This is a genomic window from Bacteroidales bacterium, assembly GCA_031275285.1.
Taxonomy (GTDB): Bacteria; Bacteroidota; Bacteroidia; order Bacteroidales; family UBA4181; genus JAIRLS01.
This window is the reverse complement of record JAISOY010000120.1, coordinates 1-15,714: the sequence shown is the minus strand read 5'-3', so window position 1 is coordinate 15,714 and position 15,714 is coordinate 1. Positions and strand designations below refer to the sequence as shown.

Below are 15,714 nucleotides of genomic sequence, written 5' to 3'. Positions count from 1 at the left end.
TAGAATCTATTTTTAATCAATTAAAACTTATAACAAATATATGGATAAATTTCTGTTTTTTGTTTTATATCATGCGGAATTAAAGAAAATATTGTTGTTGATGAGGGTTGTGATCATTTTTATTTTTTTATCGGTCGGTTTACTCCGGGCAGGAGATTCTTATTCTCAGAATGCCCTGTTCAGTTTAAAAATGAAGAATACTACCGTAAAGGAAGTGCTCGGTGAAATAGAGCGTAACAGTGAGTTCATTTTCATCTTTACGGACCATATTATCGATCTGAACAGGAAGCTTTCCATTGATATCAGGGACAAAACGATCGATCAGGTCCTGACCGAATTATTCAGGCATACAGATAATGAATATGAGGTAATGGACCGCCAGATCATCATCATGAAGAAAGATATACCGGCTGGAAAAGAGGCGGACAAACCGGATGAAGTACGGCAGGCAACGTCGTATACGATACGGGGTTATTTAACAGATAGCCTTACCACAGAAGCCCTTATCAGCGGGACGGTTTATGATAAGATCACCCTGTCAGGGACCACTTCCAACCAGTATGGTTTTTACAGCCTTACTTTGCCGGCAGGAGAAGTTGATATTGTTTATTCTTATGTCGGCTATACAACAAAAGTGATCAGTATCAAACTCGTGAAAGATACGGTCATCAACACATCTCTTTCGGGGATTTTAGACATTGAGGAAGTGGTGGTAACCGCGCAAAAGGCGGAAAAAATACAGAACCGTACCCAGATGAGCGTATTGTCGCTACCGGTAGCACAGATAAAATCGCTACCGGCACTTTTGGGGGAAACGGACGTATTGAAGGTCCTGCAGTTGATGCCTGGGGTACAATCCGGAGGAGAAGGAACAAGCGGTTTGTATGTGCGTGGTGGGGGACCGGATCAGAACCTTATATTACTCGACGGTGTTCCGGTATATAACGCTTCCCATATGTTCGGATTCTTTTCCATTTTTAATGCCGATGCCATCAATAATGTTGAAATGCTCAAGGGGGCTTTTCCTGCACGTTATGGCGGGCGTATATCATCAGTCCTCGATATTTACCTGAAAGAAGGCAATATGCAGAAATTCAGCGGGGAGGGTTCTGTAGGACTGGTATCGACCAAATTTACCTTTGAAGGACCTGTATGGAAGGACCGGACCTCTTTTATAGTTTCGGGAAGGCGTACTTACATCGATGCGTTAACCCGGCCGTTGATGGCTATATCCAACAGGAAATCCGATTCTAAAAATGTTTATGGGTATTATTTTTACGACCTGACGGCAAAGATCAACCATAAAATATCTGATCGCGACCGGATATATCTGAGTGCCTATGCCGGAGATGATAAGTTTTATATAAAGGATAAAACCAAGATAGATGTTTATAATGATCATCAAAAAAAGGAGGGCGAAACTAAAACAAATTCTGATCTTAAGTGGGGAAATATTACCACAGCTTTACGCTATAACCGGGTCATATCCAATAAACTCTTCGGAAACCTGACTTTCACGTTTGGCAGGTACCGTTTACATAATGTAACCGAGTCCCGTGAAAAGTATAAAGAAACAGACCTGTTGGTATCTCCTCCGGTGGATACTATGATCAATAATTATTACGGGGGTAAATATAATTCCGGAATATTGGACTGGGCCGGAAAGGTATCTTTTGATTATATTCCGTCTGCCAGGCATTATATCCGTTGGGGAGCAGGAACCATTTACCATACTTTCGAGCCCGGGGCGATGAATACCAAAGAAGGTAACCTGGATTTCAGATATGGGGGAAAGAAAGTGTATACTTTGGAATATAATGCTTACATAGAAGATGATCTTCAACTGACCAGACGGCTGAAAGCCAATATCGGGATCCACTGGTCGGGATTCAATGTGCGTAACCGGTTCTATCATATCTGGCAGCCACGCCTGGCGCTCCGGCATCTGATCACGGACCAGATTTCCGTGAAAGCTTCCTATTCAAGAATGGGACAATACATACATCTGTTGACAAATTCTACGATAGGGTTGCCCACCGACCTGTGGATACCTGCCACCGACCGGATAGATCCCCAGGTTGCGGACCAGGTAGCCCTGGGTTATGCACATCAGTTTAAAAAGGAATATGAGATCAGTGTCGAGGCATATTACAAGGATATCAGGAATGTGGTGGAATACATGGAAGGAGCGTCTTTTTTTGAAGCCAGCGATGACTGGGAAAATAAGATCATTCAGGGAAAAGGCCGTAGTTATGGCATGGAATTTTTTGTACAGAAAAAGACAGGGTCTTTCACAGGTTGGATCGGATATACCTTATCATGGACAGACAGGAAGTTCGGTGATATTAATGAAGGGCGGCGTTTCCCGTATAAATACGATCGCCGTAATGATCTCAGTATCGTTTTGATCAAACGGTTAAAAGACCATATCGAATTATCCGGTTCATGGGTGTTCGGTACCGGTAATTGTGTGACACTGCCGGTTGGAATATATGAGGGAGACCACCCTATTACCGGAAAACCTCCTCGTTTCTTCAGGGAAGAAATAAAGGACTATGGCGGCCGCAATTCATACCGTATGGCTGCTTATCACCGGCTGGACCTGAGTATCAGTTTTATCAAGGCGAAAAAATGGGGTGAACGGCGTTGGGTATTCGGACTGTATAACGCATACAACCGTAAGAATCCTTTTTATATCGATATAGAAAGTGCGTTTGATAAATCGACCGAAAAAATATATTACAAATATGTACAATATACCCTTTTCCCGGTAATTCCTTCGGTAAGTTATCAGTTTAAATTTTAGAAAATGACAAACAGAATGATTATAAGTATTAAAAATCAGATGATGGCGCTTTTGTTGATGATGTTTCTTTTAACCTGTTGTGAGGAAATGTTCGTTATGAAAAAAGATTTTGATATCGATGCGGTCGATTTTCCTCCCCGATTAGCGGTTACGGCAATATTGGATAACGACAGCAATACATTGCATTTAACCATACTGGAAGGACAATCTGTCGCATCCTATTATAAAACACAATATGAAACAATATCCAGACACCGATTCGGTACGATCAGTCTTTTCGAAGGTGATCATCCGGAACCGGTTTATAGAAAGACCGGATTAATCGACCTGTCAGTCCGGGATCCAAATGAGTTGAGCGGATGCAGGATGACGATCAGGGATATTGTTCCAAAAGCCGGAAAGACCTATCGTCTCGAGATCGCTGTAAATGGCTATGAAACAGTGACGGCTGTGGCTACTATGCCGGATGAGCCTGATATACCGGATTACTCGCTTGATACCACACAGCTTATTGATACAAAGAGCAAGATAGTGTTGATTAAATCGATGGAAGAAGGTTATGACGGACCTATACCCGTTCCTGGTGCAGGACGGTTTTTAGATGGTCACTATCCTGCTGTGATAAGCTTGAATAACAAGGAGGGATCCAATACTTATTATTCTATTCAACTGGTTTATAATGTTTTCCTTGGGGAAGAGGGGATTCATTTTCCACATCAGTTTCAGGAATATCTGGGAATCGATAATATGGCTATCATGCAGAGCAATCCGGATATTGAAGCCCGCGATTTACATCTGAAACTGGAATTTGAAAACATAGACCTTTATCTTTTTGATTTACTTATGCTTTCGTTTATTGAGCCGACAAATAAAATTCAGTTATTTATTCCGGGCAATACATGTAAACCGAAAGGATGGAATTTTAGGGAAGTTGTTCTAAAGCACCAGCATATGTTTTCTGATCTACAGTATATGACTTCTGGTGCAGGAGTTTTGATGGATGTTCGTTATCATGTTGAATTATTGGTACAACAATTGACCCCCGAATCATTTAAATATTACAGGAGTATTGTTTTTCAGAAGGAATCGCCGGCTTATTTCTCCGAACCTGTCCAGGTATTTTCGAATATTGAAAATGGTTTTGGCATTTTTTCGATTATCAATACAAAAAGGATCACTTTACTCGATTTTACGAATAAGGAATGGGTTTGGGAAACTATATTGGATGGGAAGGTCGTCGAATAGCTGCTTTCATCTATTGAATGATACCGCCTGATGAAATCATAAATATTCGCAAAGTTGCGGATATTTATGATTTTTATCTGAAAAATTATGACTGAATATTTTTACAACAGAAAAATGGGGAAGAACAATTCACATATGGTTATTTAAACGATATTTGTCCTGTTATAGCAACCAGTCATTTATATATGCGAATCAATGGTTGAATAAAGGAGGTCTGAAAGACCTCAATGTGAATAACCGTGGGTATAACCCATGGAAAATACGGACAATATGTTACGGCGTCCCGAAGGGGGTGAATAATATATTTACGCCGTTTGCCCCGTTACCTGCGGTGAACCCTTCGGGTTTCGGGGTTCATGTAACCTTAAAAAACAACTTAGTGTAAGCGTTCTCATGGAGCGCAAGCGCAATAAATTATATGCATATGAAAAATAGTCATAATATATGGCTGACCGTCGGGGGGCTCGCCCTGTTGACCGGATGCCATAGCGGTAAACAGGAAAATCCGAATATTATCTTTATTCTTGCCGATGATATGGGGTATGGAGATGTCTCTGCCCTGAATGAACAATCAAAAATCATTACACCCCATATTGACCGGATAGCAGCTAAGGGAACCGTCTTCACCAATGCACATACCAGTTCGTCAGTGAGTACGCCAACCCGGTACGGTTTTCTTACCGGACGTTATAACTGGCGGTCTACCCTGAAAAAAGGAGTCCTGAACGGTTATAGTAAGGAAATTATCCCTATGGAACGTACTACCGTGGCATCAGCCCTTAAATCACGGGACTACACTACAGCCTGTATCGGTAAGTGGCATCTGGGCTGGACATGGGACAACATAGAAAAAGGAAAAGATAGTGTCAATTATGACCGTCCTATTAAAGGAGGTCCTACATCTATAGGTTTCGATTATTTTTATGGTATTTCAGCTTCCTTAGATATGCCTCCTTATGTTTATGTAGAGAACAATATGTCAACCTCGAAGCCCGATCGACTCACTTCCGGGGAAGGGATGCAGATGTGGCGGAAAGGACCGACCGGCTCTGGATTTAAACATGAGAAAACCTTATCCCACTTGGTTGATAAAGCTGTAGCTTATATTGATCAACAAGCCAACGGATCCCAGCCGTTTTTTCTCTATCTTCCTTTACCTGCACCACATACGCCTATCCTTCCCAGTGAAGAATTTCAAGGTAAATCGGGACTGAACCCTTACGGAGATTTTGTCCTTGAAGTGGATCATATGGTAGGCCGTATAGCAGAAGCATTAAAAAAGAACGGCATAGAAGGTAATACTGTTCTTGTTTTTACGTCTGATAACGGATGCAGTCCGGCTGCCAGGATCGAGGAACTACAGGAAGACGGTCATTATCCGAGTTATATTTACAGGGGACATAAGGCTGATCTGTACGAGGGCGGACACAGGGTGCCCTGTATCGTGCAATGGCCCGACAGGATCAGGCCACACCAGGTAGACCAGGCTGTTTGCCTTACTGACTTTATGGCAACGTTTGCTTCTATCGCCGGGTATGATCTGAAAGACAATGAAGGAGAAGATAGCTACAATATTCTTCCGCTTCTGCTCAGTACAACAGAAAAATCGGTGGTCAGGGAAGCTACCGTTCATCATTCTATTACAGGGGAATTTTCATTGCGGCGAGGTGATTGGAAATTATTGTTTTCCCCGAGTTCGGGCGGATGGAGTTATCCCCGGCCCGGTAGGGATACCGCAGTGATCAGGACATTACCGGAAATACAATTATATAATATAAAATCTGATCCTGAAGAAAGCATCAATGTGTATGCCGATTATCCGGAAGTAGTCAAAGAATTGAAGGAGATCATGATCAGATATATTGAGACCGGACGTAGTACCCCGGGCAAACCCCAGAAGAATGAGGGGAATGAAAAATGGAGCCAAACCTTGCTCAATGAGTGGATGAAGATATAATGTGCGATTTGCGACAAATGCTTGTATTTTATTGTGTTATTGCTCTTCGAGGGTGGCAGGCTAGTATGGGTTGATGTTTGTTATCATACTAAACTATTGGTGAAATAATTGCCCCAGGGATATTTAAATATTACAGGAGTATTGTTTTTTAGAAGGAATCGCCGGCTTATTTCTCCGAACCTGTTCTGGTATTTTTGAATATTGAAAATGGTTATGGCATTTTTCGATCGTCAATACAAAACGGATCCCTTTACTCGACTTTACGAATAAAAAATGGGTTTGGAAAAGTATATTGGGTGGGAAGGCAGTCGAATAGCTACTTTCATCTATTGAATGATGCCACTTGATGAGATCATAAATATTCGCAATTTTGCGCATATTTATGATTATTATTTGAAAATTACGACTGAATATTTCTACAATTTAAAAATGGGTAGGACAATTTTAGGTATTGTTATTTAAACGATATTTGTACTGTTATAGCAACCAGTCATTACAAACCCTGATCAATAAATTTTGATATGAAGTATTGTATTACTCAAATAATCATCTGTTTAATTATATGCATTTCTTCGTCATGCCGGTCTGTTGTATACCAGCCTACATACGCCGTATGCGGCAAATTATCCCAATATCCTGCAATAAAGGAAGCCGGTTATGATTTTCTTGAACCTTCCGTAGGAGATTTTCTCATGCCCGGGAAAAATGATTCGGCCTTTTTAATTCATCTGGCCGAACAAAAACGTTTGAATGCAAAAATTATTTCCTGTACTATTTTCCTTCCCGGTAGTTTGAAGGTTACTGGACCGGAAACAAGACACGCTGAAATTTTGGTTTGGGCGGAAACGACTTTCCGCAGGGCACAACAAGCCGGAATTCCTTACATTGTTTTCGGTAGCGGCGGCGCTCGTCGTGTACCAGAAGGTTTTAGCAAACAGGAAGCAACGCAGCAATTCATATCTCTGTGTAAACAGCTAGCTCCCATGGCTGAAAAATATAATGTGGTTGTTCTGATCGAACCCTTGAATATCGGGGAAACCAACCTGATCAACTCTCTACGGGAAGGCGCTGAAATAGTTGACGCTGTTGCTCACCCCAATATCCGGCTGTTGTGTGATATTTTCCACATGATGCGGGAAAACGAACCTGTTTCCGATATCGTAAAGTACCGTAAATACATTCGACATTGTCATATAGCCGAAAAAGAGACACGATCCGCTCCCGGAATAAAGGGCGATGATTTTACACCCTATTTTAAAGCATTGAAACAGATGAAGTATAAAGGATGTTTGTCAATTGAAGGAAAATGGGGTAATTTTGAGGCGGACCTTGCTCCTGCGCTGCATTACATGCAGCAGCAGTTTTTGTCGTTATAGTATATTTAAAATGATAAAAATGAAAAAAATATTATCTATTTTGCTCGCTGTCAGTATCTTTTTGTTCTCTCAGAACAAAATTTCTGGTCGTGAATATCCTGCATCTTCTGGAGGGATGGAAATCCCGAAAGGAAATAAAGATTCCGCTTATTGGAACAAAATGGCCGAAGGTATGACCCGGGCTTTGATCAAACATTTCTGGGGAGCAAATTTCGAAGGATATCCGGACAGGTATTATTTCAATTACGGAAGCGACCTGTCCAACATGACTACCAACCATTACTGGCCGCAGGCACATGCCATGGATGTCATTATAGATGCTTATATGCGTACTTCGGATAAGTATTATCGTGATTTTTATCCTCTTTGGTGGGAAGGTGCTCCGAAATTCAATTTTTCGGGAAAGGAGATAGACCCATGGTGGAATGTTTATGTTGATGATATGGAATGGATGGTTCTTGCACAGTTACGTATGTACGAAAGCACAGGCCATCAAGAATATTTCCTTAAAGCCAAACAAATGTATAACGACTGGATATGGCCTACCTGGGGTCCTGAAAATGAAGAACCATGGAAAGGCGGAATTACATGGAAAACAGATGTCGCCAAATCGAAAAACGCCTGTTCGAACGGTCCCGCTGCAATTATTGCTGCCAGAATATACAATATGTATGACAATATCTCCAACCAGGGAAAGAAACCCAAACGAGCATATCTGAAAGAATCGATCAAAATTTACTCATGGCTGAGGGATCATTTATTCGATCCTGTAGACGGAAGGGTACGTGATAATATGAATGCAAAAGGACAAATCAGCCGTGCCGTTTACACATATAACCAGGGAACCTTCATCGGGGCGGCCCTCGAATTATATAAGATCACGGGTTCGGAACAATATCTGGAAGATGCGGTAAAAGCAGCTGATTATGTGATTGACCATATGTCGGGAAATAATGGAGTACTCAGCAATGCCACCTCCGGAGACGGCGGTTTGTTCCATGGCATATTTTTCCGCTATTTTGTAAAACTGATCAACGAGCCCGACCTGGACAATACCAAGCGTAAAAAATTCCACGATTACATCACTTTATGCGCCACGGTGATGGCAGAACACGGAGTAAATAAAGACACCATGCTTTATGGAGGCAACTGGTGGACAGCTCCGGCTTCCGCCTATGGAGTGCCTCTTACTCCGCATCTTTCCGGATGTATGCTTATGGAAGCCATGTGCGTGCTCAAACCATTGCCGGGGAGTAAGTAATTCTATTTTGTGAAAATATAAAGTCACATTCTATATTATCTCAGTAGAGGAACATTGGCCGGAAAATTTTTATATTAAATTTGAACCTCAATAACTGTTGAAAATTTTTGTATCATTCCTCTGCAGACGTAACGGTAATGGATTTAGGTTTTACATCATACAATACTTATAAATATTATATATTCAAACAAAATCACGCATATGAGAAAATATCTTATTGCCTTATCAGTTTTGACGTTATTTATTGCCGGTTGTATGCCGGACAAACATTTAACAGATTATGTAAATCCATTCTATGGAACAACGACTCTTTGGGACAGCGTCGATCTTGGATATAAGCTTAGTACTAATCCCGAATTCCGGACTGTTCTTACGGAACAAGGCCGTAGGCCGGCACAGGGTATCACCCGTGCATGGGGTGGCGAATGTTATCCGGGTTCAACTTTGCCCCACGCGATGGTGCAGGCAACACCGGTAACTATGTATGGTAGCGGGTCAGGTTATCAATATGAAGATACAATTATCTACGCCTTTTTTCATTCCAGCCATGGTCAATGGAGCCTGGGACATGTACCCATTCTACCTTTTACCGGAGAAATAACAGCTGATAATTATTTTTCAGGCTATAGCCATGATAACGAATCTGCAAAAGCCGGTTATTATCAGGTCTTTCTGGAACGTTACAATATCAATGCCGAAATGACTTCTACAATGCGTTGCGCGTATCACAAATTCACTTACCGCAAGGGAGACGAAAAGAAATTATTGCTCAACCTGACACGAACCAATAGTGTGCGCCCCGGAGCGAGATGGACTTTCCATCAGGAGAATGAAAATGCATTTTCCGGTACACAAAACGACATTTTCTTTTATGGGATAACCAACACTCCGATCGAAAGCACTGATCTGGTCAGTAATGACCGGGAGAAAATCACCGTCCTCAATTTTGCTGACGGCAGGAAGCCGGTAGAACTAAAAATAGGTTTTTCGTATGTAAGTGTTGAAAAGGCAAAGAAAAACCTGGAAGCGGAAATAGCTGATAAAAGTTTTGCACAGGTTGTTAAAGAAGCCGACGAAACCTGGGAAAAAGAACTGTCAAAAATTCTGGTAACAGGCGGAACAGAAAAGGAAAAAGGTACATTCTACACTTGTTTATACCGGGCGGTGCTATGGCCTGCAATCCGCAGTGATGCCGATGGCGAATATAAGGACCCCCGCGGTAAAATAGTTAACACAGGCTCTGATTTTTATGCCGGCAATAATTATTGGGACGCTTATAGGGATAAGTTGGTGTTGATGGGCATGCTGGAACCTGAAATTACGAACGATGTGATCAAATCCGAAATTGAAAGAGCAAAAGTCAGTGGCTTTATGCCCCGGTCTTTCCATGGCGACTTCTCTCCATCCTACGTTGCGGGCATGTATCTTCGCGGCATCAATGATTATGATATCGATACTGCTTATTATTTTATGTTGCGCAACGCTAATATGGTAGGATCTGGAAGTGCCAGGCGATATAACGAAGAATACATCAATAATGGCTGGATTGCTGAGAATTTCGTTGCTGATCCCACGGTCAAAACCGAAGAAGATGAAGCAAAAGCTGCTGTAACTAAAACGCTTGAATATGCTTATAGCGATTATTCCATAGCGCTTTTAGCAAAAGCATTAGGTGATATGGACAATTATAATATCCTGATGAAGCGCTCTAAGAATTACAAGAACCTGTTCGATCCCTCAACAAATTTTATGCGTGGACGATGGGCGAACGGAGAGTGGATAACACCTTACAATCCGGGATATCCTTATTATGTATACATGTTCCGCGAAAGTAACGGATGGCAGGCAACTTTTTATGCTCCGCAGGATCCGGAAGGACTTGTCAGTCTTTTTCCCGGCAAAGAGGCATTTGAGCAAAAGCTGGATTCGTTGTTTACCACCCCTTTTGGAGGATATGAAGCGGATAACCTGACCGGATGGTTCGGACAATATTGCGCCGGTAATCAACCGTCCTTAGGCATAACCTATATGTACTATTTTGTCGACAAACAGGAAAAAGCCCAGGAAAAACTGAACATTCTTATGGATAAATATTACAACATGGGTAAGGAGGGATTATCTTTCGCAGGAATGGACGATGAGGGTGGATTAGCATCGTGGTATGTATTTAATGCGCTCGGATTGTACTCGTTTTCACCGGCTGACCCTGAATATATTATTACGGTTCCTGTTTTCGACAAAGTTGTTTTCAATATGGATGGTACACCGTTTACGATCACTAAAGTAAACAATGGGAAAAAGATCAACAATATTACCTATGACGGTCAAAAAGTAGACGGATATTTCATTTCGCACGATGATTTGAAAAAAGGAAAAGAGTTGGTGATTACGACAGAGTAGTAAATGAACGATCTCCAGGAAAGTATAAATATCATGAAATGTCCATAAATATAGCGGGATACCCACCGTAATGAACAAAATCGGACATTTAGCTTTGCTGAGCCGTTACCTGCGGTGAACCCTTTGGGTTTCGGGGTTCATCTAACCTTTAAAAACAATTTTATACAGATGAAAAATGAAATGGTAACTATCATAAAATGATTGATTATGGAATTTTATAAAGCAAACGAAGAACGTTATACCGGAAAAACATTTCGACGGTGCGGACGTAGCGGAATTATGTTACCTCCTATCTCTTTAGGATTGTGGCATAATTTCGGCAGTGTGGATGTTTTTGATCATTTTATCCGGATTGCACATACTGCCTTTGATCACGGAATCACCCATTTTGACCTGGCCAATAATTACGGGCCGGCATATGGGTCGGCAGAAGAGAATTTCGGACGAATATTAAAAAAAGGCCTGGGTGCTTACAGGGATGAACTGATTATTTCGACCAAAGCCGGATATGATATGTGGTCTGGTCCGTATGGCGATGGAGGAAGCCGTAAATACCTGATGGCAAGTCTGAATCAAAGCCTGAAAAGAATCGGATTGGATTATGTGGATATATTTTACTCACATCGCCCTGATCCGGAAACACCTTTAGAAGAGACGATGGGTGCTCTGGCGGATATTGTAAAACAAGGAAAAGCGTTGTATGTTGGAATATCAAACTATCCGCCTGAGCAAACAAAACAAGCTTTGACATTATTAAATGAATATAAAGTTCCCTGTCTGATCCACCAGGCGCGTTACTCCATGTTTGATCGGTGGGTTGAGCCGGAACTTTTATCTCTGTTGGAAGAAAAAGGTGTTGGGTTAATCGCTTTTTCTCCTTTAGCGCAAGGGATACTGACGGATAAATATCTTCAGGGTATACCCGTTAATTCCCGTGCAGCAAAAACGACCGGACATTTACAACAGTCCCGGATTACTCCGGAGTTGATTGATAAAGTAAAGAAATTGAATACGGTGGCTCTCGGCAGAGGTCAGACGCTGGCGGAAATGGCTTTAGCCTGGTTACTGAAAGATACACGGGTAACGAGTGTCCTGGTTGGCGCCAGTTCTGTCGAACAAATGATGGACAACCTTCATGCGTTGGATCACCTGTCGTTTACGAAGGATGAATTAACTGCTATCGAACAGATCCTGGCTGGTTAAAATGAAAAAGAAGATAATACTGGTTTTATTAACGATCTCATTGTTTTGTCATTTGGTGTGGGGAGAGACGAACCGATCAGTCGTTAATGATGGTAATGGTTCGGCTGATCAGATGGCCGTACAAAATATGTGTCGGGCCATCCAGATAGCTGATAGTGCAATACTTCACCATTTTACTTCGAACGGGATGGCCAGATATTATTATCCCCGCACTGATACCCGGTCAGGTGAGAAAGCCAGTGTCTGGATGTATACCAGCTCGATAGAGGCGGTCAATGCCATCCTCCGGGGACTCAAAGCCCATAAAGAACATGGTAATGCCGGGTTGTATGAAGCACATTTCGGACGCTATGCCGGATTGCTGGATACCCTCTATGCAAATTTGGCATGGTATAGGGGCACTTTTACCCTTACCTCCTACACACAAACCAAAGAATGGTCCGTGTATGGGGTTGACAGGGGGCGGGCAAAAGGAACAGCCCGCGTTGAAGGCATCTATAATGTATATGATGACCAGCAATGGTTGATTCGCGAGATGCTCGAATCCTATAAAATAACAGGTAATGACCGATATCTGGAAGAAGCAGAGTACCTGGCCTCGTATGTTCTCGATGGCTGGGATGGTACGTTGGATAGTAACGGTAAGGAACATGGAGGTATCACCTGGGGACCGGGGTATGTAACGAAACATTCGTGCAGCAACGGGCCTATGGTAAGCCCGCTGGTATGGCTGTATGAATTGTATAAAGGTGATCAGGCAACAATTACTTATCTCTATATAGATACTGACGGACGACGAAAAACCAGGCAACTACGGAAAGATGAATATTACCTGCAATTTGCCGAAGCTGTCTATCAGTGGCAAAAAAATCATTTATTACGCGATGATGGAGTTTATCACGACATGATGGGCGGATGCGACCCGAACTGTCATGTAGCATACGAAACCATAGATGGGATAAAATACCGCAGGCATAATCATCTCAGGCATGCAGGAGGAAAAGCATATACATACAATTGCGGGACAATGCTTTCCGGTGCGGCAGACCTTTATCGGGCGACCGGGGAATCAGTGTATCTTGACGATGCAAAAAAATTATCCGGTGCGAGTTTTTCTTATTTTGCCAAAATGGGTACCACCATCCCCGGACACTATACTTATCCTATCGGTGGTTTCAGTAACTGGTTCAATGGAGTGCTGATGAGGGGATATGTGGATGTTTACCCCTCGTACAGGGATATAGGGAAATGTATAGATAGTTTTCAGCAAAATCTGGATCATGGGTATCAATTTCTGTACAGGGGAACTTTGCCCTCTGATCTGTTGCAGGGATGGAACGTCGACGAAGAAAAGAATAAGACGGAAGGAATGTTTTCGTTCACTTTTGCCGCTGAATATGCCATATTAGCACAATATCAATTGGAAAAAGGATCCTGTTTGTAGGAATATTTCATTCGAAAACACCATATAAAAAATCCCGTCTGAGTATTTCCTGACGGGATTTTCATTCAAACCAAAAACGTTATTTTTTTGTATCCAGATGCTGAAGCCCTTTCTTTTCCGTCATGATCCATGTACAGCATTCCGGATGATACCTCCAGTTGAACCAGCGACTGAGCCGGTCGTTGCATAAATAATTGTCTGCAATGATGATGGTACCTTCGGGAACATACAGTGTGAGGTTCAATACCTGGAATTTCCATTGATCTTCCGGGATCACCGTAAAGTATGATGCAAAAGTGATCGTAGATCCTTGAATGTCCATTTCATATTCAATATTTTCTGCCAATTGAAATGCTTCCAGCTTATTCTTTCCCTGTGATTCTTTTTCAATAATTAGCCTGACCTGTTTGTCGTCGCTTTTATAGATACGAAGGTTGGGTTTTCCGTAAAAGCGTTCGTTATCCTTGTCGAAATATATTTCCAAAGGATTATTGGATATTTTCAGGTCAAAAGGAATGGCAGAAAGATACAAGGTATCGGAGGCAGCTAATATCTTCGTGTCCTTTGTTTCATTATGCCATGTATAGTTCCGAGCTTCTGAAAATCCGGTGATCAGGCAGGCAACGATAGCTCCGATCCAGATAAACAAAAGGAAAAAGTGTATGAACCTGTGTTTGATCCTGAGACCGGTCATTAATTTAATGCCCCAGAACATAAAGGCAAATACGATTAAGGCGACGATAATAACGAATGAAATGGATAAGATCTGATAAGAGACCGGGGAGATCATTTGCTGTAACAGTTCATTAAAGGAAAAGAAATCCCATTCCACTTCCCGGCTGAAAATAAAATCCTGCATGAAAAACAGGCTGCAGATAGCCACAACAATACCTATTCCGCTCATGAACAATGCCAGACCAAATATGATGATAAAAATGCGGGCTATGATGCTGATAATTTTTCCGAAAAAAACACCTGCCTCAGATAAAAACTGCCTGAATGATTGTGATAAATTGGAGTCAGAGAGGGTTTCCTTGACACTTTTTTCAATATTGCTGATATTGACGGGTTCACCTCTCATTTCCAGCTTTTGGGCGGTCGTTTTTGCCAATGGCATGATGATCCATAAAATAATATAGATAAATACAGTCCAGGGCCAGAAGAAGAAAATACCGGCAATGAACAGAATACGAAGGAAAAGCGGGTTGATGCCCAGCCAGATACCAAATCCGGAACAAACCCCTCCCAGATAACGTTTGTCAGGATCCCGGTACAGGCGTTTCGATGCTTTTGCCTGTTTAGGAGGGACGGTTGATGTATTTTCCGTTTCTGCTTCCGAATCGGTTCCGGCAATGTCTTCGACACTTCCCAGAGTTTCCATTAACCGGGCAATATCAGTTTTGGTAACTACCTGGGTATTACCTCCGTCTCGTTCCATCAGTAATTCCGATATACGGGCCTCGATGTCGGCGATGATTTCATTCCCACCCTGTTCATTCTCAAAATATTTTCCCAATACGTCCAGATAGTTGCGCAGCCCGGAATAGGCATCATTATCTATATTGAAGACAATACCATTGATGGTGATGGTTTCTACACGTTTCATTGATTCAAAAGATTAGCTTGTTTGAGATGACGAAGTTTATTTACAGAATTAACCAGTTCCTGCCATGATTCATCCAGGTCGTTCAGGAAACGGGTACCTTCTTCGGTGATGGAATAATATTTCCGGGGAGGACCCTGTGTCGATTCTTCCCACCTGTATGACAGCAGACCTGCATTTTTCTGACGGGTGAGTAATGGATACAGCGTACCTTCTACAACAATCATTCGAGCGTCTTTCAATTGATTGATGATATCCGAAGCATATGCATCGCCTTCCGACAAAACGGACAGAATGCAATATTCCAGCACCCCTTTCCGCATTTGGGCTTTTGCATTCTCTACACTCATATGTTTATGATTTTAACAGTTTCGGCGCTTTGGGAACAATGATCCATAAAATAATATAGATAAATACAG

At 42.0% G+C, this 15,714-nt stretch carries 10 protein-coding genes; 8 read left to right on the top strand and 2 right to left on the bottom strand.

Annotation, left to right across the window (positions count from 1 at the left end):
* Positions 1-40 precede the first annotated feature (40 nt).
* The 8 genes from LBQ60_12415 to LBQ60_12380 all read left to right on the top strand — a co-directional run bounded on the left by LBQ60_12415 (position 41) and on the right by LBQ60_12380 (position 13,692).
* On the top strand, positions 41-2,806 hold the full coding sequence (locus LBQ60_12415; protein ID MDR2038719.1) for a TonB-dependent receptor: 2,766 nt from the start codon (positions 41-43) through the stop codon (positions 2,804-2,806).
* 3 nt (positions 2,807-2,809) lie between these two features.
* Positions 2,810-4,051, top strand: a complete 1,242-nt coding sequence (locus tag LBQ60_12410; GenBank protein MDR2038718.1) for a DUF4249 domain-containing protein — start codon at positions 2,810-2,812, stop codon at positions 4,049-4,051.
* 424 nt (positions 4,052-4,475) lie between these two features.
* Positions 4,476-6,008, top strand: coding sequence for an arylsulfatase (locus LBQ60_12405; protein MDR2038717.1), 1,533 nt, complete (start codon positions 4,476-4,478; stop codon positions 6,006-6,008).
* 521 nt (positions 6,009-6,529) lie between these two features.
* The gene (locus LBQ60_12400) at positions 6,530-7,384 is read left to right on the top strand and encodes a sugar phosphate isomerase/epimerase (protein MDR2038716.1); all 855 of its coding nucleotides are present in this window, start codon (positions 6,530-6,532) and stop codon (positions 7,382-7,384) included.
* A 19-nt stretch (positions 7,385-7,403) separates the two neighbouring features.
* Positions 7,404-8,645 (top strand): alpha-1,6-mannanase, encoded by a 1,242-nt coding sequence (locus LBQ60_12395; protein ID MDR2038715.1) that lies wholly within the window; start codon positions 7,404-7,406, stop codon positions 8,643-8,645.
* A 201-nt stretch (positions 8,646-8,846) separates the two neighbouring features.
* Positions 8,847-11,045 carry a GH92 family glycosyl hydrolase gene (locus LBQ60_12390; GenBank protein MDR2038714.1) on the top strand — a complete coding sequence of 733 codons (2,199 nt, stop codon included), beginning with the start codon at positions 8,847-8,849 and terminating at the stop codon, positions 11,043-11,045.
* 207 nt (positions 11,046-11,252) lie between these two features.
* Positions 11,253-12,248 carry an L-glyceraldehyde 3-phosphate reductase gene (gene mgrA, locus LBQ60_12385; GenBank protein ID MDR2038713.1) on the top strand — a complete coding sequence of 332 codons (996 nt, stop codon included), beginning with the start codon at positions 11,253-11,255 and terminating at the stop codon, positions 12,246-12,248.
* Between the two features lies 1 nt (position 12,249).
* The gene (locus tag LBQ60_12380) at positions 12,250-13,692 is read left to right on the top strand and encodes a glycoside hydrolase family 76 protein (GenBank protein ID MDR2038712.1); all 1,443 of its coding nucleotides are present in this window, start codon (positions 12,250-12,252) and stop codon (positions 13,690-13,692) included.
* A gap of 79 nt (positions 13,693-13,771) precedes the next feature.
* Here the strand turns inward: LBQ60_12380 and LBQ60_12375 are convergent, their stop codons facing one another.
* Together LBQ60_12375 and LBQ60_12370 are read right to left on the bottom strand one after the other, a co-directional pair.
* The gene (locus LBQ60_12375; GenBank protein MDR2038711.1) at positions 13,772-15,298 is read right to left on the bottom strand and encodes a PspC domain-containing protein; all 1,527 of its coding nucleotides are present in this window, start codon (positions 15,296-15,298) and stop codon (positions 13,772-13,774) included.
* Complete coding sequence (locus LBQ60_12370) at positions 15,295-15,645, bottom strand: PadR family transcriptional regulator (GenBank protein MDR2038710.1); 351 nt, start codon at positions 15,643-15,645, stop codon at positions 15,295-15,297. The genes LBQ60_12375 and LBQ60_12370 overlap by 4 nt, the downstream gene beginning before the upstream one ends.
* Between the last annotated feature and the right edge of the window lie 69 nt (positions 15,646-15,714).

Bases quoted from the DNA above. Each gene is read 5' to 3' on its own strand.
- LBQ60_12410 (MDR2038718.1), top strand. From the start codon at position 2,810: ATGACAAACAGAATGATTATAAGTATTAAAAATCAGATGATGGCGCTT.
- LBQ60_12390 (MDR2038714.1), top strand. From the start codon at position 8,847: ATGAGAAAATATCTTATTGCCTTATCAGTTTTGACGTTATTTATTGCC.
- LBQ60_12370 (MDR2038710.1), bottom strand. From the start codon at position 15,645: ATGAGTGTAGAGAATGCAAAAGCCCAAATGCGGAAAGGGGTGCTGGAA.
- LBQ60_12380 (MDR2038712.1), top strand. From the start codon at position 12,250: ATGAAAAAGAAGATAATACTGGTTTTATTAACGATCTCATTGTTTTGT.
- LBQ60_12375 (MDR2038711.1), bottom strand. From the start codon at position 15,298: ATGAAACGTGTAGAAACCATCACCATCAATGGTATTGTCTTCAATATA.
- LBQ60_12400 (MDR2038716.1), top strand. From the start codon at position 6,530: ATGAAGTATTGTATTACTCAAATAATCATCTGTTTAATTATATGCATT.
- LBQ60_12415 (MDR2038719.1), top strand. From the start codon at position 41: ATGGATAAATTTCTGTTTTTTGTTTTATATCATGCGGAATTAAAGAAA.
- LBQ60_12405 (MDR2038717.1), top strand. From the start codon at position 4,476: ATGAAAAATAGTCATAATATATGGCTGACCGTCGGGGGGCTCGCCCTG.
- mgrA (MDR2038713.1), top strand. From the start codon at position 11,253: ATGGAATTTTATAAAGCAAACGAAGAACGTTATACCGGAAAAACATTT.
- LBQ60_12395 (MDR2038715.1), top strand. From the start codon at position 7,404: ATGAAAAAAATATTATCTATTTTGCTCGCTGTCAGTATCTTTTTGTTC.